At 58.4% G+C, this 19,745-nt stretch carries 23 protein-coding genes; 8 read left to right on the top strand and 15 right to left on the bottom strand.

Going from position 1 to position 19,745, the window contains the following annotated elements; translation table 11 throughout:
* Positions 1 to 2: 2 nt before the first annotated feature.
* Positions 3 to 1,238, bottom strand: a complete 1,236-nt coding sequence (locus tag ACWIKC_RS12560; RefSeq protein WP_454597820.1) for a TolC family protein — start codon at positions 1,236 to 1,238, stop codon at positions 3 to 5.
* Between the two features lie 673 nt (positions 1,239 to 1,911).
* Positions 1,912 to 2,274 carry a hypothetical protein gene (locus ACWIKC_RS12555; protein WP_133305250.1) on the bottom strand — a complete coding sequence of 121 codons (363 nt, stop codon included), beginning with the start codon at positions 2,272 to 2,274 and terminating at the stop codon, positions 1,912 to 1,914.
* Between the two features lie 322 nt (positions 2,275 to 2,596).
* Between ACWIKC_RS12555 and ACWIKC_RS12550 the strand changes: the two genes are divergently transcribed.
* From ACWIKC_RS12550 to ACWIKC_RS12535, 4 genes are all read left to right on the top strand, one after another.
* Entirely contained in the window at positions 2,597 to 3,055 is a 459-nt protein-coding gene (locus tag ACWIKC_RS12550; protein WP_120108368.1) for a MerR family DNA-binding protein, read from the top strand.
* Positions 3,056 to 3,613: 558 nt separating this feature from the next.
* Positions 3,614 to 4,057 (top strand): CBS domain-containing protein, encoded by a 444-nt coding sequence (locus ACWIKC_RS12545; RefSeq protein ID WP_120108371.1) that lies wholly within the window; start codon positions 3,614 to 3,616, stop codon positions 4,055 to 4,057.
* A gap of 85 nt (positions 4,058 to 4,142) precedes the next feature.
* Positions 4,143 to 6,707 (top strand): vitamin K epoxide reductase family protein, encoded by a 2,565-nt coding sequence (locus ACWIKC_RS12540; protein ID WP_454597819.1) that lies wholly within the window; start codon positions 4,143 to 4,145, stop codon positions 6,705 to 6,707.
* 85 nt (positions 6,708 to 6,792) lie between these two features.
* Positions 6,793 to 8,310, top strand: coding sequence for a multicopper oxidase family protein (locus ACWIKC_RS12535; protein ID WP_454597818.1), 1,518 nt, complete (start codon positions 6,793 to 6,795; stop codon positions 8,308 to 8,310).
* Between the two features lie 38 nt (positions 8,311 to 8,348).
* Here the strand turns inward: ACWIKC_RS12535 and ACWIKC_RS12530 are convergent, their stop codons facing one another.
* The 11 genes from ACWIKC_RS12530 to ACWIKC_RS12480 form a co-directional block, all read right to left on the bottom strand.
* A complete protein-coding gene (locus ACWIKC_RS12530; RefSeq protein ID WP_454597817.1) occupies positions 8,349 to 9,101 on the bottom strand; it encodes an MBL fold metallo-hydrolase in 753 nt (250 codons plus the stop codon).
* Positions 9,098 to 9,541, bottom strand: a complete 444-nt coding sequence (locus ACWIKC_RS12525; protein WP_454597816.1) for a beta-lactamase hydrolase domain-containing protein — start codon at positions 9,539 to 9,541, stop codon at positions 9,098 to 9,100. The genes ACWIKC_RS12530 and ACWIKC_RS12525 overlap by 4 nt, the downstream gene beginning before the upstream one ends.
* Positions 9,542 to 9,611: 70 nt before the next feature.
* On the bottom strand, positions 9,612 to 10,301 hold the full coding sequence (locus ACWIKC_RS12520) for an FAD-dependent oxidoreductase (RefSeq protein WP_454597815.1): 690 nt from the start codon (positions 10,299 to 10,301) through the stop codon (positions 9,612 to 9,614).
* A gap of 4 nt (positions 10,302 to 10,305) precedes the next feature.
* Positions 10,306 to 11,301 carry an FAD-dependent oxidoreductase gene (locus tag ACWIKC_RS12515; protein WP_454597814.1) on the bottom strand — a complete coding sequence of 332 codons (996 nt, stop codon included), beginning with the start codon at positions 11,299 to 11,301 and terminating at the stop codon, positions 10,306 to 10,308.
* Between the two features lie 125 nt (positions 11,302 to 11,426).
* Complete coding sequence (locus ACWIKC_RS12510; protein ID WP_454597813.1) at positions 11,427 to 12,131, bottom strand: NAD(P)-dependent oxidoreductase; 705 nt, start codon at positions 12,129 to 12,131, stop codon at positions 11,427 to 11,429.
* 109 nt (positions 12,132 to 12,240) lie between these two features.
* Entirely contained in the window at positions 12,241 to 12,729 is a 489-nt protein-coding gene (locus tag ACWIKC_RS12505) for a DUF6692 family protein (protein WP_454597812.1), read from the bottom strand.
* Positions 12,726 to 13,271 carry a DUF305 domain-containing protein gene (locus ACWIKC_RS12500; protein ID WP_454597811.1) on the bottom strand — a complete coding sequence of 182 codons (546 nt, stop codon included), beginning with the start codon at positions 13,269 to 13,271 and terminating at the stop codon, positions 12,726 to 12,728. Before ACWIKC_RS12500 ends, ACWIKC_RS12505 begins: the two co-directional genes overlap by 4 nt.
* On the bottom strand, positions 13,268 to 13,681 hold the full coding sequence (locus tag ACWIKC_RS12495) for a potassium channel family protein (RefSeq protein ID WP_348336180.1): 414 nt from the start codon (positions 13,679 to 13,681) through the stop codon (positions 13,268 to 13,270). Before ACWIKC_RS12495 ends, ACWIKC_RS12500 begins: the two co-directional genes overlap by 4 nt.
* Positions 13,678 to 14,424, bottom strand: coding sequence for a glutaredoxin family protein (locus ACWIKC_RS12490; protein ID WP_348336182.1), 747 nt, complete (start codon positions 14,422 to 14,424; stop codon positions 13,678 to 13,680). The genes ACWIKC_RS12495 and ACWIKC_RS12490 overlap by 4 nt, the downstream gene beginning before the upstream one ends.
* Before the next feature lie 112 nt (positions 14,425 to 14,536).
* Positions 14,537 to 15,820, bottom strand: a complete 1,284-nt coding sequence (locus tag ACWIKC_RS12485) for an APC family permease (protein ID WP_454599498.1) — start codon at positions 15,818 to 15,820, stop codon at positions 14,537 to 14,539.
* A 336-nt stretch (positions 15,821 to 16,156) separates the two neighbouring features.
* A complete protein-coding gene (locus tag ACWIKC_RS12480; protein WP_454597810.1) occupies positions 16,157 to 16,540 on the bottom strand; it encodes an AlbA family DNA-binding domain-containing protein in 384 nt (127 codons plus the stop codon).
* A 57-nt stretch (positions 16,541 to 16,597) separates the two neighbouring features.
* Between ACWIKC_RS12480 and ACWIKC_RS12475 the strand changes: the two genes are divergently transcribed.
* On the top strand, positions 16,598 to 16,840 hold the full coding sequence (locus ACWIKC_RS12475; RefSeq protein ID WP_454597809.1) for a hypothetical protein: 243 nt from the start codon (positions 16,598 to 16,600) through the stop codon (positions 16,838 to 16,840).
* A gap of 260 nt (positions 16,841 to 17,100) precedes the next feature.
* Here the strand turns inward: ACWIKC_RS12475 and ACWIKC_RS12470 are convergent, their stop codons facing one another.
* Both ACWIKC_RS12470 and ACWIKC_RS12465 read right to left on the bottom strand, forming a co-directional pair.
* Entirely contained in the window at positions 17,101 to 17,565 is a 465-nt protein-coding gene (locus tag ACWIKC_RS12470) for a DUF411 domain-containing protein (protein ID WP_348336187.1), read from the bottom strand.
* Complete coding sequence (locus ACWIKC_RS12465) at positions 17,562 to 18,203, bottom strand: class I SAM-dependent methyltransferase (RefSeq protein ID WP_454597808.1); 642 nt, start codon at positions 18,201 to 18,203, stop codon at positions 17,562 to 17,564. The genes ACWIKC_RS12470 and ACWIKC_RS12465 overlap by 4 nt, the downstream gene beginning before the upstream one ends.
* Positions 18,204 to 18,399: 196 nt before the next feature.
* Here ACWIKC_RS12465 and ACWIKC_RS12460 point away from each other — a divergent pair, with 196 nt between their 5' ends.
* Genes ACWIKC_RS12460 through ACWIKC_RS12450 form a run of 3 tightly spaced genes read left to right on the top strand, consistent with a single transcriptional unit; the run spans position 18,400 to position 19,700 of the window.
* The gene (locus ACWIKC_RS12460; RefSeq protein WP_348336190.1) at positions 18,400 to 18,696 is read left to right on the top strand and encodes a hypothetical protein; all 297 of its coding nucleotides are present in this window, start codon (positions 18,400 to 18,402) and stop codon (positions 18,694 to 18,696) included.
* A gap of 3 nt (positions 18,697 to 18,699) precedes the next feature.
* Positions 18,700 to 19,134, top strand: a complete 435-nt coding sequence (locus ACWIKC_RS12455) for a periplasmic heavy metal sensor (protein WP_454597807.1) — start codon at positions 18,700 to 18,702, stop codon at positions 19,132 to 19,134.
* Positions 19,135 to 19,139: 5 nt separating this feature from the next.
* Positions 19,140 to 19,700, top strand: coding sequence for an RNA polymerase sigma factor (locus tag ACWIKC_RS12450; protein ID WP_454597806.1), 561 nt, complete (start codon positions 19,140 to 19,142; stop codon positions 19,698 to 19,700).
* The last annotated feature ends 45 nt before the right edge of the window (positions 19,701 to 19,745 follow it).

The raw sequence follows: 19,745 nt of genomic DNA, 5'->3' as shown, positions 1-19,745 counted from the left end.
TCTCATGGCTGGAACTCCGTATAGGTCAGTCGCAAGGTCGTAGCGGCTTCGACTGTCGCCTCCTCACGCTCAAGGATCTCGATTTGTAGGAGCGCCAGGGCCTTGATCGCTTCGATGACGTCGAGCAGTTCGGCGCGGTTTGCCGCGAAGCTCGCACTTTCGAGATCAGCTCGGCTTTGGGCGAGGGGTAGCAACTCCTCCGTGGCCCGCTGCCACTGGCGGTATGCGCTGCGCCAGGCTGCAAGGTCGGCTTCGAATTGCGCTTGCAGTTCGCGCAACCGATCAAGCTGAATCGCTTGCGCTGCGCTTGCTTCGGCTTCAGCAGCGGCAATCCTCGGGTTCTGTCGCCTGCCCGCAAAGATGGGGAGCGTAATTGAGCCCATGACCGAGACGACATCGCCGAACATCGGATCGCGCCTGCCATAGCTGAGATTGATGCCGAAATCGGGCCGCTTCTCCGACCGGGCAAGATCGATCCTCGCATCTGCCTGTCGGACCTGTGCGATAGCGAGAATGATGTCGGGATTAAGCTCTAGGGTCGCCCGAAGTCGCTCGGCATCGACATCCGCCCCGGGGATCGCCCCGGTGGCAACTGCGTCTTGCACAGCAGCATATCGCGCCAACATGGCTTGTGCCGCGTCAAGGTCGCCTTCTAGGCGCGTCCGCACGTCCTCGACTTCCAGTACCGCACGGCGGATCTCGAGGCTCTCAGCCGGCCTGGCCGATCCCGCGGCAACAGCGCTCCGCGCCAGAGGCACCAGTCTTTCAATCTGCCTAAGTGCGTCATCGGTAACATTCAGGGCCTGTTGGGTGTAAGCGAGCGAGATCCAGGCCTCGCCTGCTCCAAGCCGAGCCATGAGCTGCGCGCGTGTCAGCTGCGCGGAAGCCAGATCTATATCGGCCGCTGCCACGCGCGCTCTCGCATGGCGCTCGGCGAGATTGGGGATGTCCTGCTCCACACCGACCTGGATCTGGGTGGGCAGCTGCCGGTCGATCTCGAAGGCTGCCGGGCCTGTCACCGGAAGGTTCTGAATTCCAGCGCGGAGCCGAGGATCAGGTAGTTCGTCAGCTGCGTCAGCGACGCTGCGACGTGCCTCGAGCTGCAACTCCCGCGCCCGCACCTGCGGCTGCTCGCTAACGGCCGCTCTCAAGGCCTCCTCGTAGCCGATCGACTGGGCGTAACTAGCTGGCGCCAAAGCCAGCAGGACCGGAAATGCGGTCCAGCAAATTTTCTGCATGAGTTCTAGATTCCGCTAGAGCGCGCGACGTAAGCGCGGACGGAACAAACGACCATCGCTAGGCGCGACGGAAAATTCGTCCAGCTTCAGTATGCAGGGTAGTCCCTGGCAAAACTCAGAATCGCTATTGCGGAGGGGGCGGCTCGGATCCTTGACCAACGAGAGCCAAAGAATAAGCGGCAAACGGGGTGAACAAGGGACGCGCAGCAAGTGTTACACGCTCTCCTGATGGGGCTCCGGCCATCACCAGCGGAGCGATACAGCCGAGGGCTACAAGGCAATCCAGGCGAAGATTTTTGCACGGTCCGTGTTGGTCTTCCGGAGCGGTCGAAGAACCAGCCTCCATGCGCATCTCATCGCACGGCCCGTCGATCGTCGCCGGCGCCTGTGGAAGCGCCGAGGCATGAGCGGCCGACTGGACAAAGAGTCCGCAAGCAATCAGAAAAATTCCAAGAGAGCGCAGTAACCGCATCATCTTTCTCTACGAGCGCAAGCGAGTCTCGACAAGCCTTCGTGATCTGTCGTGGTAGCAATCATAAATATGGTTCGCTTGCATGGTACATGAGGTCGGCAGGATTTATCGATCGTTATTCGGACGAGGCCTGCCCCGTTCGGGTGTGCGGGGTAGGTTTTTGCGAAGGCAATCCGTCAAGGTGACGTGTGATGATCAGGATTACCCTGCTTCTTCATCTGACGTCTGTTCCTGTTTCATTCTCATCATTTCGCTGCAGTTGCGCATCATGTCCATCATTTGGGCGCGCATTTCCGGATCGTTCATCATCGCCATCATTTCAGCGCGCATCTCGGGATTGTTCATCATCGCCATCATGCCGGACATGTCACCATCCATGCCCCGCATGTCGCCTTCCAAGCCCGACATTTCGCCCTGCATTGTACCATGCTCATGGCTGCTCTCCTGACTTTGCGAACTCTCTTGCGGAGCGGGCTGATGATCAACTTGGGGTTGCGCGGCCGCAGCTGTTGCGAGACCGGCGGTTGCCAAGGCTCCGAGGGCGGCTAGTTTCAAACTATTCATCAAAGAGTTCCTTTCATTGTTCCGCTAAATTCAGTTTTGCGTCATCATGCGCAAGACTTGGAAGCGCGCGAACTTGCCGCTCAAGTTACCTGCCCAGGTTAGCTGCGCATATATGGCTTGCGTCTTTCCAGGGTGGTGCAGCGTCTGGGCATGTCGGCGCCAATGCGCGGGAGTGCGCTTTCTTCAAATCTTCCTCCGCGAATCAAACATCACCCGAAAGATAAGGCTTCCCATCATGGGAAGGTCAAGAGGGGCGTCAGAATAAATATTCCGGCGGCGGAGGTTATTTGCATTCCCATCGTGGGAAAGTTATCCAGCATGCATGAACCATCTACACACAATTGGTGAGGCCGCCGCAGACAGTGGCGTGTCGGCCAAGATGATCAGGCATTATGAGAAAATCGGTCTGATCGGAGCGGCCGAGCGCACCGAAGCTGGCTATCGGCTTTACGGCCCTGCCGAAATACATACGCTGCGGTTCATCCGCCGCGCCCGCAACCTGGGCTTCTCGGTAGATGATATCGGCGAATTGCTCGGTCTGTGGCACGACGAGAAAAGAGCCAGCAAGGATGTTCGGGAGGTTGCCGATGGACATCTGGGTGCTCTGCGCGCCAAGGCTGCAGAAATTCATTCCATGATCGACGCCCTCGAGCATCTTATCGAGGGTTGCACGAACGATGACAAGCCAGATTGTCCTATCCTCAAAGATCTGTCCGACGATGCCAATCCTGCCTTAGCAAAGGAAGTCGGTCACAAGTTCGGATACCAGCGGGTCTGCTAAAAACAGAGTTGGCACTGGTCTGTTGTCATGGTCAGCTTCATTTTTGGGTTGGACCAGCAATTGGTTCAGGACACGTCCGACATTTGACCGTCGAGAAACTTAAGACTCCTGGAGCGGGTTCGAAGGTGCTGCGTCGATGTCCGCAAGACCTCAAGCTTGGCCAGTTTCGCGATTGCAGTTTTTGGCCAAGGCGTGGTCAGCCCGCTTGCGAACATTGATTTGGGACTAATCCCGATATCAGCTCGATGTTGAGTGGGAGCTATCCATTCGCTGAGCCGATGTTTTTCCAAGCTCCCCGCCTTTACCGTTCAGCAAATTTGAGGGGCTTGAGCAGTTGGCTCGTACTGCAAGCGTGACCCATCAAAGAACCTCGCAAGAAAAGCACCTTCGCGACCACCTTGAGCGGTCCAGGTCGGCGGCGGAGACCCAATGCGCCGCAAGGAGGATGCTTGACCTTCCAACGATGGGAACCGTTACCTTATTACTTCCAATGATTCGAGCGAAGCAGCCCTGATGGGAAGTGCTTTCGCGCAGATCGACCAATGAAGGAGTAAAGCTATGCATGTTAAGGACATTATGACGAAGAATCCCGCCTGCTGCGACGAAAATGCGAGCGCACAGGACGCAGCGAAGCTCATGGTGGGAAATGACTGCGGAGAAATTCCAGTTGTTGATGGCGAAGGCGGTCTGGTGGGAGTGGTCACAGATCGAGACATTTGCTGTCGCGTCGTAGCTGAAGGCAAGTCGCCCGACACACCGGTGGGGGACATCATGACCCGGTCGGTTGTTACTGTCACGCCGGACACCGAGGTAGATGCATGTTGCTCCACGATGGAGAGCAACCAGGTCCGGCGCGTTCCCGTGATTGATGACGAAGGGAATTGCTGCGGTATGGTTTCCCAGGCCGATATTGCACGGTCCGGTGCTGATGCAAAAACTGCAGAACTCGTCGAGGAAATCTCCAAGCCATCTCAGGAAAAGGACTCATCGGGTTGTTGCTAGTCCGAGGGCCGCTGCAGGACCGTCTTCCTTTGAGGACGGTCCTGTCTTGAAGAGTAAACCCAAGAACAACGCGATGGAGTAGACAATGGCTGAAGGCGTCGTCCTGATAACCGGTGCAAGAGGATACATCGGACGCTCTTTGGTTGATCGATTAAGCGGTCAATATCGCATCATCGGCCTCGATCGCGCGGTCGCGGAAGACATCCCTGGGCTCGACGCCTCATACGCCGTTGACCTCGCGGACGACGCTTCGATTGCCGATGCCCTGGCCAGGGTGCGAGCCGCGCACGGCAACGCGATTGCGGCGTGTGTACACCTAGCTGCCTATTTCGACATCACGGGCGACCCGAACCCTCTGTACAATGACGTCAACGTTGAAGGGTCGCGCAGGCTGATCACGGGGCTGCAGGACTTCGACGTTGAACAGTTCATCTATGCAAGCTCGATGCTTGTACACGAGCCCAAGCCGCTCCCCGACGAGCGTATCGACGAATCCAGTCCGCTCGGACCTACCTGGCCATACCCTCAGTCGAAAGCCGACGCCGAGCAGGTACTGCGCGAGAACCGTGGCGACATTCCGGTTGTGTTCCTGCGGTTCGCCGGAGTCTATGACGATAAGGGGCACTCCGCCTTTCTCGCCGAACAAATTGCCGGTGTCTATGAGCACCGCGTGTCGGCGCATCTGTATCCCGGCATGTTGTGCGCAGCGCAATCGGCACTGCACCTCGAAGATCTGACCAGAGCGGTAGAGCGTACAATTGCAAATCGCGCTGACCTCGAGGGCGAGACGCCGATTCTTGTCGGAGAGCCCGAAACGCTGGGCTATGCCGAAATTCAAGACATCGTTCATTGTCAGATCCATGGAGAAGAATGGACGACTGTCCGCATTCCAAAGAGCGTGGCGAAACTGGGCACGTGGATCGAGGAAGAAGTCCTTGGCCATGACGGCTTCGTCAAGCAATGGATGGTCGATGACGCCAATGCTCACTACATCCTTGATATCTCCCGGGCCCGGAACCTGCTGGGGTGGGAGCCAGAGCATTCGCTCCGCGACACGCTTCCGACCATCATCGACGCGTTGAAAGCCGACCCGCAGGACTGGTACGAAACGAACAAGCTAAATACCGCCAGGGTGGCCTGGCATCCGAAGCGTTCTGACGCATTGAAATCCGAACGGATGCAGCCTCAGTCGCATGACACCGATATGCCGCATAACGGGCACCAGGTGGACGGGGAAATGCACGACATGGACGGACCCCAACGCGGTACCCGCTGGACGCAGTTTGCTGTCATCGGGCTCGGCCTGTGGCTTGCTGCAAGTCCGGGTGTCTATGACGTCGTATCCGCCGATACTGCCCGGGCTTCGGTCGTAGCGGTCACTCTCGAGCGGGGTTTGCCGTCGATCGAATGGCGGGCCAATGCTCTTGCCTTAAGCGATATGCTGAGCGGGATCGCGTTGATGATCTTCGGCGCCATGTCGCTTTCGAAGCGCACCGCCTGGTTCGGACAGTGGGCGACAGCCTTCATCGGCATCTGGCTGCTTTTCGCGCCCTTGTTCTTCTGGAGTCCGAGCGCGGCACAATATCTGACCAATCTGCTTGTCGGTACATTGGCAATCGCATTTTCGGTGCTAGTGCCCATGATGCCCGGCATGAGCATGGAAGGCATGATGGACAAGAAGTCCATCCCGCCCGGGTGGACCTACAGTCCCTCGACCGATGCCCAGCGTTTCCCGATCGTTGCGATGGGCATAATCGGCCTTTTGATATCGCGTATGCTCACCTCCTACCAGCTTGGTCATATCGATGTGGCGTGGGAACCGTTCTTCTCCGGATCGCTTGCCGATCCCAAGAACGGTACCGAGGAAATCATCACTTCGGATGTATCCAAGGCCTGGCCGATCCCCGATGCCGGGCTTGGAGCGGTCAGCTATGTGCTTGAAATCCTGATGGCGGTCATGGGAACCCGCGCGCGCTGGCGCACCATGCCGTGGATGGTCACCTTCTTCGGCATTCTGGTCATTCCACTGGGTGTGGTCAGTATCTATTTCGTGATCATTCAGCCGATCGTGATCGGAACGTGGAGCACGCCGGCGCTGATTGCTGCCCTTGCGATGCTCATCATGATCCCGTTCTCTCTCGATGAAGTCATCGCCATGGGGCAGTATCTCTACTGGTCGAGAAAGGAAGGCAAACCGCTTGTCCGTACCTTCTTCAAGGGCGGTGCAGTGGCACACGGCGAGATCGACGATACCGACTATATGACCGATGCGCGCTCGATCTGGAACAACACGGTGCGCGGCGTGACCTTCCCCTGGACCCTGATGGCCAGCACGGCTCTGGGAGCGTGGCTGATGCTAACAAGGATCACGCTTGGCAGCGAGGGGGCGATGGCCAACAGCGATCATGTGGTCGGCGCTTTGGTAATTACGGTTGCCATTATCGCGACTGCGGAAGTCGCGCGCGCCCTGCGCTTCCTCAACGCAGCATTTGGCGCCTGGCTTGTCGCATCGCCATTCCTCCTTGCGGGGGCGTCGTCTGCCGGAACGGTGGCATCGGTTGGGGTCGGACTGCTCTTGATCGGACTGAGCCTGCCTCAAGGCAAGCGTAGCCGTGAGCATTATGCGGGCTGGGACCGGTTCGTAATGTGAAGATCCGCAATCGCTCTAGCGAAGCCTGGCTGGTTTCAAATCGATCCGGCACGAGCCAATATGAAAGAGGACAAACACAGCTGGCATGAGCAAGGATCTACTCATCCCCCGTCGAGCGCTGATCAAAAGTGCAGGACTGGCAACGGCAGCCTTCACGGTTTTCCCTCTGACGGGATGCAAAGCGCAGAATACCTCGCTCTTGGGCAGCACCCGAGAGCCCATCCCCCTTTCCATACCGCCCTTGCGTAGAGGCGAGATTGATAAGGGTGAACGCGTTTTTCGCCTTTCCCTGACGCCAGGCGAGAAGGAGTTCGTCCCGGGGGTAGCTTCGCCTACGATCGGCATCGACGCGCCTTATCTCGGACCGACACTGGAGATGCGCCGTGGGGAAACTGTACGGTTCCATATCGATAACTCGCTGCCGGAGGGAGCGACCGTCCACTGGCACGGTTTCGAACTTCCTGCTGCGGCAGATGGTGGGCCGCATCAACTTATCGCTCCGGGCGAACGGTGGAGCCCGTCATTCGAGGTGCGCCAGCGCGCGTCGCTCTACTGGTACCATTCGCATCTGCATCGCGGGGCGGGCCCTCAGGTTTATGCCGGTCTGGCAGCCCCGATCTACGTCCGCGACGACGAGGAAGACCGCCTTGACTTGCCCAGCGACTACGGCGTCGATGACATACCCTTGATCGTTCAGGATCGCATGCTCGATAAATCCGGTCGCTTGATTTACCCCAGTGGGATGCATGCACAGATGATGGGCGTACGTGGTGATCACATGTTCGTGAACGGCACGCAAAATGCCGTGTTCGAGGCACAGAGCAGCCGATTGCGGCTACGTATCCTCAACGGATCGAACGCCCGTTTCTACAATTTCTCGCTCGAGGGAAATCGGCCGATGCAATTGATCGCGAGCGACGGCGGCTTGCTTGATCGCGCACATTCCATACGATCGCTCAAACTGGCTCCGGGCGAACGTGCCCAGGTCGTTCTCGATCTCTCAGAAGGGCGTCCGCTTCGCTTGATCGCCAATAGCCCTGAGAATGGCATGGACATGATGGGCGGGGGCATGATGGGCGGGGGCATGATGGGCCGCCGTAACGATGCTGGCAGCTCCGAACAAACATCCAAAATTCTGGACATCAGGCCCGCAGGCTCGGCGAGCGCCTTGCCGCTACCCGCTCAACTGGCATCGCTTACTCCGCCCGACCCGTCGCTCGCGATCCGCACGCGCCGGTTCGTTCTCGACATGGGCATGATGGGCGGTGGCATGTCGATCAATGGCGCCACGATGGACATGAATGTGATCAACGAACGCGTGCCGGTCGGACAATGGGAGATCTGGGAAATTGCCAATGCCTCCATGATGGCGCACCCGTTCCACATCCATAACGTCCAGTTCCAGGTGCTAGACCGCGATGGTCAGGTTCCCCCGCCACTGGAAACTGGCTTCAAGGATACGATTGTCGTCAATCCGCGCGAACAGGTTCGCGTACTTCTGCGCTTCGAAGAAAATACCGATCCCGATCTGCCATACATGTATCACTGCCACATCCTCGAACATGAGGACGCAGGGATGATGGGGCAGTTCGTGGTCGTGTAAGGGAAGGCGGTGGTTGCGCGCTATCCTCGGTAACCAAGCTATCCCTGCGGGGATTTTCCGCCGATCTCATGCATGTGCTCGACAGCTTCTTCGACACAATCTCCGCATTTCCGATTGGCAGGCACGGCCACGTCGATCTTCTTGGGATAAGGCAGATCAAGATCGGCCATGATTTGCTGGAATTCGGCAAGCGAGACATCGTCATTCAAGCGGGGGTTACGTGTGCGTTCCTGCATGATCGTCGAGACGCGGCGCCCTGAATAGTCATGCGCAGGATAGACCAGCGTGTCTTCCGGTAGGGCGAACAGTTTTTCGCGGACTGACCTGTAAAGGGTTTCTGAATCGCCGTTCTGGAAATCGGTGCGACCGCAGCCATCAATCAGCAACGCGTCGCCCGTGAAGACCTGCGTATGGCCGCCGTGCTCTATCAGATAGCAGTGATGCTTGTCGGTGTGGCCGGGCGTGAACAGCGCGCGGATGGTCAGGTCACCTACCGCTAGGGGCGCCTCTTCGCTCACTTCCACATCCGCACATGAGATATTGTCATCGGCAGGGTAAGCGACCTTGCACCCTGTCAGACTGCGCAGTCGGCATGCACCCGTGATGTGGTCAGCGTGGATATGCGTGTCGAGCGTGAAGGACAGGTTGAGACCCAATGCCGCGACGGCTTTCAGATCCCTGTCGCACGTCTCGATGACGGGGTCGAGCAGAACCGCCTCACCCGTGTTCTCGCATCCGATCAGATAGGTATAGGTAGAGGACTCCCGCTCGATAAGCTGTCTGAAAATCACCCTTGGGCCTCGCTTTCTACGAGCATTGGCGACAGCTCGGCTTCGCTGATGTCCAAGCCCGATTCCCGCCCGCGATCCGTAGCGGCGGATGCATCGCAATTGTTCTGATGCGCCCACGATGCAAGCCCCATCAAGCTGGCCCGGCGGCCACTTGCACAATGAATGGCCACGGGACCGGGAAGCTGTTCGAGCCGAACTGCAAGACCCTTCGCCTTTGCCGCCGTCAGATCGGGCGGCGAGACGGGATAGTGAAGATATTCGAGGCCAGCTTCGCGCGCTACTTCCGCTTCGGCCTGCGGGCTAAGCTTTTCCCCTTGCTCGCCTGCCTGTCTCAGATTGACGACCGCCTTGAAGCCAGCCTCCGCAAGATTTTGCATGTCGTGCGCTTCAGGCGGAAAATTCAGTACTGAAAGGTCATTGTCAATCTTGGCGCGATCCATGGTAGCTCTCCTCTGAGCGTTCTAGTTATATCTTTCGAACCTATGCCTCGCAGCCGGGTTCCACTTGCAATCAACTCCGCACAATCAGCTCATACAAACCGATCACGAGGCCAGCGCCGACGAGGGCTCCGATCACAGACAGCACATGTGGCAGCCGCAAGGCAAAAAATGCATCGTCGACCCATGATGTGAACTTGAGCGCGAGAGGCTTGTGCTGCGGCTTAACTACTACTTCAGGCTCGAAGATTTTCGCAGCACGGCGACCACTTTCAACCGCTCCCTCAATGCTCCAGATATCTGCCTCTGTTTCCGTATGGGCACCCGCCAAGACAAGGTTTGGTATCGATGTCGCCTGACAGGGCCGATGGTCCCGGGTGTTCGTGGTGGTCACCCATTTGGGCTGCTCTGGCGTGATGCCGGAAGGGTCGAATTCCCATTCGTCCCAGACTTCGGCCTTAAGGATTGCAAACTCCTCAAGGCCGCGACCGCCATTCGCCCCTCGGATCATTCCTTCCAGCGCTTCCGATGCGCGTATCTGCGCGAGAACTTCGTCCATGAATTCGCTTTTGGTACAGTTGCGAAGCGGCTTGCCGTGGACAATGCCCGGAACGGTCGCGACACAGGCGGTGCACGTCCAGAGCGATTGCACCTCCTCGCCTAGATCGATGTGGGAAGGCCAAGATTGCTCATTTGCGAAGAGCGTGATGTTGAAGGGAGAATCAGTCAGCGCGATCGCGGTCCGTTCGCGCGGCCAGGCCATGCGTTCAGCAAAGGCGATACGAAAGGAAACCTGAGTGTGCGGGCCGTCCTGGACTAGCGGGCCTCAGTTTCGCCAACTGGGGGTCAACCAACAAGACAGGCGTTCGCTCTACGATTTCAGAAGACGCGAACGGAGTGCTGGCCAAGACATAGATATCCGCACGCAATTCATCACCCGAAGATAGGCTTGCGCCAGCTATTTGGGCTCCATCGAAGTGCAACGTTTCGAGGGGCGACTGCCAATGAAACACCACGCCTCGATCTTCAAGATGCTCGACCCACCTGTCGAACCACACTTCATTGCTTGGCCCATTGAGAAGCGACCATCCTCCCATCGATCGGTGTTCCCAGGCAGGGCCGTCGTCATCAGCGGGATGCTTATGCGGAGGGCCGGACCTGATGTTTCGGCCAAAAAACAAACCCACGTGATGCAGCGATGCATATGGCCAGTCTGCCCCAATCCATGGACCAAACAGCGCTTTCCACGTTCTGTGTCCAGTCGGCGTCATCCGCGGTTGCCAGTAAGCTGCGGCGTTGGCGTGAGAATAGTTACGCTTCGACCGGTGATTGGCCGACCAGGCCTTGATTATCCCCCAGGCGAGTGAGATCTTGTCGGACGCCGTCATGCGAAAGGCCGTGGGCTTTTCAAAGAAGTCGGCGGTCTCCTTATCACCTTCAACGCGGTTCGGGACAACGGCATATTCCATCGGGCGCGATAGTATGCGGTCGTACAGTGATGCCTCGTCATCGAAGGGTATCTGGCGAAGAATATCGAAAGTGTTGTGGTACCATGGCCCAAAGCCATGCCAAGAATATTCGGTTGGCAAGTTGTCACTTTCGCGGCGCGCGCTGCGGAAAAAGCCGCCCGCGATATCGTTGCTTTCATATACGGCAACCTGATAGCCGCGCCGCACAAGTTCGTGCGCTGCCGTCAGACCGGCAACACCTGCACCGAAGATTGCTACCTTGCTGGCCACTGAAGTGCTTTCTGTTGCGGGCAAATTGTCTATTCCATCGGTCTGTCAGCTTCGATCCGTGGGCGGGCGCAATCGCCTTGCGACCAAGTGGCTGACTTCAAGAGCTCAAAACCCTCAGGTCCATCGCGCTTCGGGCGATTGTGCGTCGTTCAATCTATCCCGAGTTCCGCTTTAATGGCCGCCGGGTTTTCATAGTGCTCCGCCTCGGGTCCGCCGATCGCTGGCCTTCCAGCTATCCAGCTGCCTTCGCACACGAATTCGAGCATGGCGGCCGCGAGGTCCGAGTGCCTGCAGCGAAAGCAACCTTCGGCAAGGCGCTCGTCGGTAATGACGGCTTCACCCGTATAGGGTTCGTCCAAGAGCCAGCCCGGTCGCGCAGCCGTCCATTCCAGTCCCTTCGCGCGCTCCAGCAAATCTTCCATTGCGCGCATCTGTTCGAGAAAATTGTGCAAGGCAGGCTTCGCTGTGAGCTCGAACCACATTGGAACGCTGGGCTGCGGCTCGACAAACGCTGCCGATATCACGACGATCCGGGAAATGCCGGTCGCCGACATCGCTTCGACCAGCTTGGAGGTTCCCTCGGTATAGAGGGGCGGCGGATCGATGGCCGTTGAAGGACTGAACCCTATTCCGAGCGCGGAGATGATGGCACGGCAGCCTTGTAGCTCTTTGTTGAAATCATCATTGAGAACGTCACACTGGAAATACTCGGCACCGTCCACTCGGTCCGACGGTTCGGGCAGTGTATGTTCGAACGCGCGCACTTCAATGCCCTTGTGAACCGCATGACGCAGGATTTCCCTCCCGGTCTTTCCTCCTGCGCCGAAGACGGCAATAGGCGATGTGTCGTTCACAGACTGAGCTTCCACTCGATTACCTCATTATAAAGTATGGCGATCCGTGCCGGGCCGACCGATATCATGCAGCGGGCACCGACGATCGTCGGCGCCCGCTGGTTCGCCTTTAGGCCTCGCTGTTGCCGCAAGTCGTGTAGCCCCAGAACCCGAACTCGTCCTTCATCCCAGGGCCGGCAACGATAAGTTCCTGCATCTGAAGGCCCGCATCCCCTTCGTCTTCGAGTAAGCGCGTGCCGATGCGAAGCTCGCCGCTCGCATAATTTCCGGTCGCGCTTGCGGTGACGGGAATCAATTTGCCGTTAATCTTTATCGCGCCGCGACCGCTGTTATCATAAACGAATGAGGGGAAGGCGACTTCGGTCAAGCGGAACTGGCATGCGTTCTCCGCGCCGAGAGCGGCGATGTCCGCGTCGCTCATGGTCTCAGGCAGCATTAGGCCGGGGCTGAGATTGGCAAGAGCGTTCGCGGCACTCTCTATAGGAGCCGCGGTAGCCGGAGGATCGAGCTGCGCTTCGCGATCATTGCCGATTGAAGTGTTTGTGTTGCAGGCCGCCAGCGGGAGGGCTGCAAGCGCGAGAATTACGATCTTGTTCATTGCTGCATCTCCTGAGGCAGGCGTTCTTCGGTTCGCGGACCGTTCTGCTCAATGTCCTGGATGAGATATTTCATCTCAGCAATTTCACGGCGCTGGGCGACGATGATGGCCTGCGCGAGTTCGCGGACACGCGGATCTTTCAGGCTCGCCCTTTCGCTGGTCATGATCGCGATCGAATGGTGCGGGATCATGGCGGCCATGTATTCGGCGTCATCAACCGTAGTCTGGCTGCGCACGAGCCACAGCGCGAGCGCAAAGACAAACGCGCCGACCCCCAGAATGATGAAGTTCTTGGTTCGGTCCTTGTACATGCCCCACATGAAGAGCAGCATGACCACCATCATAATCGCGCCCATGACGAACATCATCCAGAAGCGCGTCTCGCTCCAGAAAACATCATCCATGTCGAAACTGTTGGCATACATCAGGAAGAACATGATCACGGTCGAGGTCGACACCATGGCCATAAACCGCCAATAGTTGCCGCCCCCGCCCCCGCCCCCGCCCCCGCCCCCGCCCGAGTGGGATGTCTTTTCAGTCATTCATCGTCTCCTTTCGTCATCATTTTCCAGAATAGCTGCGCCGAGCAGCTGATCAGCGCAAAACCAGCTAAGGCCTGGATGCCCGTAACCGCGCGCAGATGTTCAGTTGGATAGATGTCCCCGAGACCAAGCGTCGTCATGTTGACCAGGGAAAAGTAGAAATAATCCATCCAGCCCATCGACGGGATATCTTTAAATCCCCCCATTCCCCATTCACTGCCGAGCCAGAGACCGACGGCAAAGTAGATCGCAACCAGCAGGTGCGAGCATAATACAAGGAGTGAAATGCCCAGCTTGGCGAGCAGGTTTCGTCGACGCTCAAGTAGCGCAGTGCCGCCTTTGAGGAATACGAGGTGGGATGCTACCGATAATAAGAACAGGGCGGTCGCCAGAAGGAGCGCAGCGATCATGAGAACACCTTCGTGCCCATCCACAGACCCATCCCGATCATAAACAGATTTTCGGTTAGCGAGACGAAGCCGAGTGGAACATTGCTGCTCCCACCAGCGCACGCGCATTTGAGCTCGCGCTTGTCGATGTAGACAGCTTTGAAGACACTGGTTGCGCCGATTGTGCCGATAATCAACGCCAGAGGAGCCGAAAGCCAGGTAAGCGCGCCCGCCGTCATGAGAATACCGGCGGCGGCTTCTCCGAACGGATAGACGAAGCCGTACGGCACCCAGCGTTTGGCCAGCAGGTCGTAATTGAGAAACATCGTCGAAAAGCTGCGCACGTCTTGCAGCTTCTGGACAGCCAGGAGGGTCATCGACAGACTCACGAACCATTCCGCAGCGCGCACGGTAAAGAGGTTGTCAAGAAAGGCCCAGCTCAGCCCCAGCGCGAGAAGCAGCGCTACTGCAAAAATCGCGATGACCGGCTGGTAGCTGGTATCGCCATCCTTGGGCAAAGAGCGGCTTTTTCCGAAAAACTCGCGAACGTCGTCATAGCCGCCGATACGCTCATCCTTGATAAAGGTCTGCGGCGTGGTTTCGACGTCGTGTCTTTCCTTGAAGGCGTCGGTCTCTTCCCTGCTGGTAAGATGGTGGTCGTTAACTTCGAAACCTTGCCGTTTGAGAAGGTCGATGGTCTTAAGCCCGTAGGGACAGACATGTTCGTCCATTACCATCCGGTAAACTGTCGCCGCTCGGCTCATGATAAACCGCTCCCTCGAGTTGGCTTGAAAATCATGACTGACGCCGACAACCAGGCATTGTCGCGGAATGAGCTCGCTTCAAAAGCTCCCCAACTGGAAAGAAAAATTGCGATCATCCCGCCTTTCCTGATTGATTGCTGTCGGGGGAAGCGGACGCTCCTGACTTGCGCGAAAGAAATATCCACTCGCCCACGAAGACGGCGGCGATGCCGATCACTGCGTAGATAACGACAGCAGGATCGCTGCGCAGCTTGGCGACAGTAAAGGCGACAAGGACAACGCCGTCTGCCGCGAGCGCTGCAAGGAGTATCGAGGCGCGCGCACCGACTTCCTCGCGCAGGTGCCGGAAGACGCCCCAATGGACCAGCATATCCATCACCAGATAGAAAAAGGCCCCCAGCGAGGCGATCCTCGACAGGTCGAACAGGACGGCGAGCGTGCCTGCGACGACAACGGTGTAAACCAGCATATGGCTGCGGATCCCGCCGCTCATGCCGAAATGGCTGTGCGGGATCATCTTCATGTCCGTCAGCATTGTAAGCATGCGTGACACGGCAAAAACGCTCGCGATCACACCCGAAGTGGTGGCAGCGATGGCGATCGCCACGGTGAAATAAAAGCCCAGTTCGCCCAGTGCCGGGCGCGCCGCTGCTGCCAGCGAGTAATCGCGGGCCACGACGATGTCGGAAATACTGAGGCTCGAGCCCACGGCTACCGCGACGAGCAGATAGACCACGATGCACACGGCGATCGAGATCATGATCGTGCGACCGACGTTCTTATGCGGAGCAACGATTTCGCCACCGCTATTGGTGATCGTGGTGAAGCCTTTGAATGCCAGGATCGAAAAGGCAACTGAGGCCAGCAGAGCTTCCGCATTTGTGAGCGCTACAGGTCCCGAGAAAGCGCCTGACGAAAAGCCGCTGGCCCAGATCGCCGCGACTGCGAACACGGCGATGCCGCCGATCTTGATCGCCGACATGACAAGTGAAAACCCGCTTACCGATCTGTTGCCTGCCGCGTTGACGAAATAAGCGAAGATGATGAGCGCTAGCGCCGCTAGAGAAACAAGCCATCCGGTGCTCTCGAGGCTGAATGGACGCAGCGCATATGTCGCGAAAGTCCGGGCAACCAGGCTTTCATTGATTACCATCGAAAGGGCCATCAGCAGCGAGGCTGACGCCGCTATGACGCCGGGCCCGTATGCCTTTTGCAAAATCATCGCGATGCCGCCAGATGAAGGCCATTTATTCGACATCTTGATGTAGCTGTAAGCAGCCAGCGAAGTGACAAGCGCGCCGGCTATAAAAGAGAGCGGAAACAGGGGTCCAGCGAGTTCGGCGATTTGTCCGGTCAGGGCGAAGATCCCCGCGCCGATCATGACGCCGGTTCCCATCGCGACACCGCCCAGCAGTGTTATCGAGTCCGCACTCTCGCCGTGTTGATTGGCGCCATCTGTCTGCAAGTCGTTCCCCTGTCGACGTCCTCCCATCCGAGAAACATCATGCCAGACAGTACGTTGGGAAGCGGCCTATCCCTCAAAAAAATTTAGAGGGGCGCGAGCCGTCTTCGGGCGGGCTTTGTGACTAGAACATGCGATTTGCGACACAGGTTGCAACCAATCTCGCGTCGACGGCTACGACCAACTGCAGCACGAGAACCTCGAAGCACCACGAGAAATATCGAAAACCGTTTAGCGATCTTTATCGAATGGCGTGAAGACACATCAGGGTTAACCGGGAGTCCGGTTGCGGAGGTGCGCCTGCGCCTCGCGCACGTCGAGCTCTCGGGTGCTGTTGCCGACACGCAACATAAGGCGTGCGATGCCGCCCTCCACGAGATAGACGGGGTCGACACTCCGTTCGACGATAATCCTGCATACCGTCTTCTCGTCCACTTGATGAAACCGGCAATGGATCAAAGCACACGCGTGACCTCCGAACCCATCCTTCGCAAGGTCCATCAGGATGCGCTCGAAACCGTCCCGATTGGCATGCTTGAGCGTCTGCATATCCTCTTCGATGCCGGCGAAGCTTCCATCGTCGTCGACCCCGATAAGAAGCGTGCCTCCATGTCTTGAAAATCGCGTGGTCTCTTTCTTTAGTAATTCTGACAACCCGCCCAATTGGGTCAGCTTTCACTTGCTATGCATGCCTCTTTGTGTGGGCGCGCTATGCTCGATCAGGCCGAATTATGCATATCGATTCTGGAAAAACCGGTGAAGCGGAACCGCGATGAGAGCGATGTACCAGCCATAGAGAAAGCTACCCGCCGCGCCTGCGAGGAACCCCGACAGGGTCAGCCATTCGAACCACGGAAGGAGCGGCGCCCAGGCTTCATGCATGTGAAATCGCTCGGGCGCGAGCAGTCCGAAAGCGACGCAAAGGAGATAGCTGAGAAGCAGGTAGCAGGCTGAGCGTCCAGCCCCATACGAGTATCGAACTCTTGATCGATCGTTGTTCCAACGTTTTTCTCCTCTTTCGCGATTGTCGCACAGTCACAAATTGAAGGGTCTGGGGCTGGTGGGGGCAGCCAACCCCAGGCCCGGCGGGATAATCGGCAGGCGTCGTTGCGCCCATCCCGGTCCACCCGGGTTTGTGTCGGTCCCCCGCAAGCAATCCGCTGCACATCGTTGGCGCGATGGTTCCTGAGACCTCCGTTGCAGGCTCCCCACAGTCACGGATAAGATGCAAAGACGCGCTGTCCCCCCGGGCCAAAGGCAATGACCTCGTAGGGCTGGTTCCGCCCTCCGGCCTCCATGCCGGGCGATCCCAATGGCATTCCCGGAACCGATAGGCCTGCAACACCGGCGGGACGTTCGCGCAGCAGCTTGGCAACGGCTTCGGTAGGCACGTGGCCTTCGATGATGTATCCGTCGACTTCCATCGTGTGGCATGACCACAACTCCTGGGGTACGCCCCGCGCGGTCTTGATTGCCGCCATGTCGTTGCTGTCGACCGATGCGACCTTGGCTTCCATACCTTCTTCAACATGGCCTGCCCAGCTGAGGCAGCAACCGCATCCGGGATCGCGGTACATCGTATAGGTCGCCGCCTGTGCCACGTTGGAACAGGCTGCCAGCACCAGCAGCGCCGCGACGGCGACCGGCCGCCGGAGCACCGAAGCCTTCCTTGAAATCATTGCGCAATTCCTTTCTTGTACCCGCGCCAGAGCGAGATTGCCCCGGTCACTGTGGGAATCCGGTCAAGCAACCGGGGCTCCGAGAAAATCTCGGCAAACAGTTTTTCGACTTCGCCGTCTGCGCTTGGTTGCGTGTCGCTGACACCATCGAGCGACTGGACCGTCGCCCTGAAGAGAGCGCGCATGAGGTGGCTGTCCTGTTTCATGTAATCTGCAATCAAGACTGTCCCGCCCGGCACGAGCAGGGTCTCGATGGTTTCGAGGATAGCCTGTTTCTCGCGCAAGGGGACCTGGTGGAGAACCAGGCTGCTCACGATCTTGTTGGGTCGCCATCCTTTGGGCAACTCGAGGTTGCCGAGAAAACCGTTGTGCCATTTGATGAGATCGGCTCCTGCGCCGAATTTGCGGCGGGCAATCGCGAGCGCAGCCGGGTCGGGTTCGACACCGATCAGCCCGGCTTCCGGACAATCCGTCATCAAGGCCTTGAGAAGGGTGCCGGTCCCGCTGCCCACATCGATGACCCGGTCGCCCGGCGCGAGATGCAGATGTTCGACGATCTTTTGTCGCCAGAGATTTTCGCGGGTGAATATACCGATTGCCCGGTCGTAGAGCGGCGTAAGGAAGCTCTTGCCCAGCAAAGGTGTGAAATCGCGGCGATTTTCGGGCGCGGCGGCATTATTCACGACTTGGCTCCCATTCATCCCGGATGCGCCCCGTTTCTGACAGACCCATCTCGATTACGTACGACTGCGGTCATTCCCTCAAAAAAAGAAGTTTAAGGGTTTGTGCAGACGAGCGCGTATAGGACAGGTGCAACCCACAGGAGTTTTTCGGATGCGTGACAATCAGTCTCTTGATGCGGTGCTCGGGTCGCTGTCCGCCACCGCTGCCAGCGAAGTCCCTGCTGACTTCATGGATGGTGTCTGGCAACGCGCCGGACAGCTCGGTGAAATTGCCGATCGCCGTCGGCGGGCGGCTTTGTTTGCCGGTCTTTTCGTCGTGGGGCTCGGGGCGGGCGCGGGAGCCAGCGAATGGCCCGGGGGCTTTGGTGCATCACCGGCGCCGTTCGGCGAGAGTCTGATCCTGGGCGAGCAGCTGTCGCCATCAGCGCTCCTCCACGTGGAGCCATAAGATTTGAAGACGACGCATATTATTCTAGCGGTGCTGCTGGCAGCGCTCGCAGGGTCCCTCGGCGCTCTTGCCGCGGATCGCTGGGCCAATCACGAAGCCGGCTCTGGACTGCACGATTTCGTGCATGACGAGCTCGCTCTCACCGCCGATCAGGAGCAGCGTCTTGATACGCTCGAAGCGCGTTTCGCTGTCGAGCGGGCGCGGCTTGAAGGATCGGCGCGCGCCGCAAATGCCCGGCTCGCCCAGGCTATGGAAAATGAGCATGAGTACGGCCCCGAGGTTTCGGCCGCGATCGACGAGGTGCATGCGCGCATGGGCGATTTGCAGAAAGCGACCGTGCGCCACGTCTTCGATATGCGCGAGATTCTCGATCCGGACCAGCAACGCCAGTTCGACCGCAAGGTGTCCGAAGCCCTCACCCGCAACCCGCGCGACTGAAACGCGTGGCAGGGGCGGACGACAATCCTGACGAAACCCTTGTTTCCCAGGCACGGGCCGGAAGCAAGCGGGCCTTCAGCCAGCTGGTCGAACACGAGACCGGGCGGCTGCTTGCGTTGGCGACACGCATGCTTTCCTCTCCTTCCGAGGCCGAGGACGTGGTTCAGGACAGTCTCGCATCAGTGTGGCTGACGCGCCATCGTCTTGACCCTGACAAGCCGATCGCACCCTATTTGACGACCGTGGTCCTCAACCGCTGCCGGGACCGTTTGCGCAGGCGCAGGGTCGCCGGCTTCTTCGGCTTCTCGGGTAGCGATGAGCTTTACACCATTGCGGACGAGCATCCTGGACCTGAAGCCCTGGCCGGCTCCAGGGAAGAGCTCAGTCTCGTCCTTGCCGAGATCGCGCGTATGCCGGTGCGCCTGCGCGAAGCGCTCGTGCTTGTGAGTATCGAGGGGCGCAGCCAGGCCGAGGCGGCCGACCTTCTCGGCACGACCGAAAAAGCGATCGAAACGCGCGTCTACCGCGCGCGCAACAGATTGAAAGAGCGCTTCGAGAAACTTTGAGGGGTGAGACTTCCGCGCGCGTAAGGGACGGTAAACGTGATGTCA

Source organism: Qipengyuania sp. SM2507 (assembly GCF_053714505.1).
The sequence above is the reverse complement of the archived record's forward strand: the minus strand, read 5'-3'. Positions and strand labels throughout refer to the sequence as shown.

Coding starts and splice junctions, on each gene's coding strand:
- ACWIKC_RS12560 (WP_454597820.1), bottom strand. CDS start 1,238: ATGCAGAAAATTTGCTGGACCGCATTTCCGGTCCTGCTGGCTTTGGCG.
- ACWIKC_RS12555 (WP_133305250.1), bottom strand. CDS start 2,274: ATGAATAGTTTGAAACTAGCCGCCCTCGGAGCCTTGGCAACCGCCGGT.
- ACWIKC_RS12550 (WP_120108368.1), top strand. CDS start 2,597: ATGAACCATCTACACACAATTGGTGAGGCCGCCGCAGACAGTGGCGTG.
- ACWIKC_RS12545 (WP_120108371.1), top strand. CDS start 3,614: ATGCATGTTAAGGACATTATGACGAAGAATCCCGCCTGCTGCGACGAA.
- ACWIKC_RS12540 (WP_454597819.1), top strand. CDS start 4,143: ATGGCTGAAGGCGTCGTCCTGATAACCGGTGCAAGAGGATACATCGGA.
- ACWIKC_RS12535 (WP_454597818.1), top strand. CDS start 6,793: ATGAGCAAGGATCTACTCATCCCCCGTCGAGCGCTGATCAAAAGTGCA.
- ACWIKC_RS12525 (WP_454597816.1), bottom strand. CDS start 9,541: ATGGATCGCGCCAAGATTGACAATGACCTTTCAGTACTGAATTTTCCG.
- ACWIKC_RS12520 (WP_454597815.1), bottom strand. CDS start 10,301: ATGGCCTGGCCGCGCGAACGGACCGCGATCGCGCTGACTGATTCTCCC.
- ACWIKC_RS12505 (WP_454597812.1), bottom strand. CDS start 12,729: ATGAACAAGATCGTAATTCTCGCGCTTGCAGCCCTCCCGCTGGCGGCC.
- ACWIKC_RS12500 (WP_454597811.1), bottom strand. CDS start 13,271: ATGACTGAAAAGACATCCCACTCGGGCGGGGGCGGGGGCGGGGGCGGG.
- ACWIKC_RS12495 (WP_348336180.1), bottom strand. CDS start 13,681: ATGATCGCTGCGCTCCTTCTGGCGACCGCCCTGTTCTTATTATCGGTA.
- ACWIKC_RS12490 (WP_348336182.1), bottom strand. CDS start 14,424: ATGAGCCGAGCGGCGACAGTTTACCGGATGGTAATGGACGAACATGTC.
- ACWIKC_RS12485 (WP_454599498.1), bottom strand. CDS start 15,820: ATGGGAACCGGCGTCATGATCGGCGCGGGGATCTTCGCCCTGACCGGA.
- ACWIKC_RS12475 (WP_454597809.1), top strand. CDS start 16,598: ATGCTCGATCAGGCCGAATTATGCATATCGATTCTGGAAAAACCGGTG.
- ACWIKC_RS12470 (WP_348336187.1), bottom strand. CDS start 17,565: ATGATTTCAAGGAAGGCTTCGGTGCTCCGGCGGCCGGTCGCCGTCGCG.
- ACWIKC_RS12460 (WP_348336190.1), top strand. CDS start 18,400: ATGCGTGACAATCAGTCTCTTGATGCGGTGCTCGGGTCGCTGTCCGCC.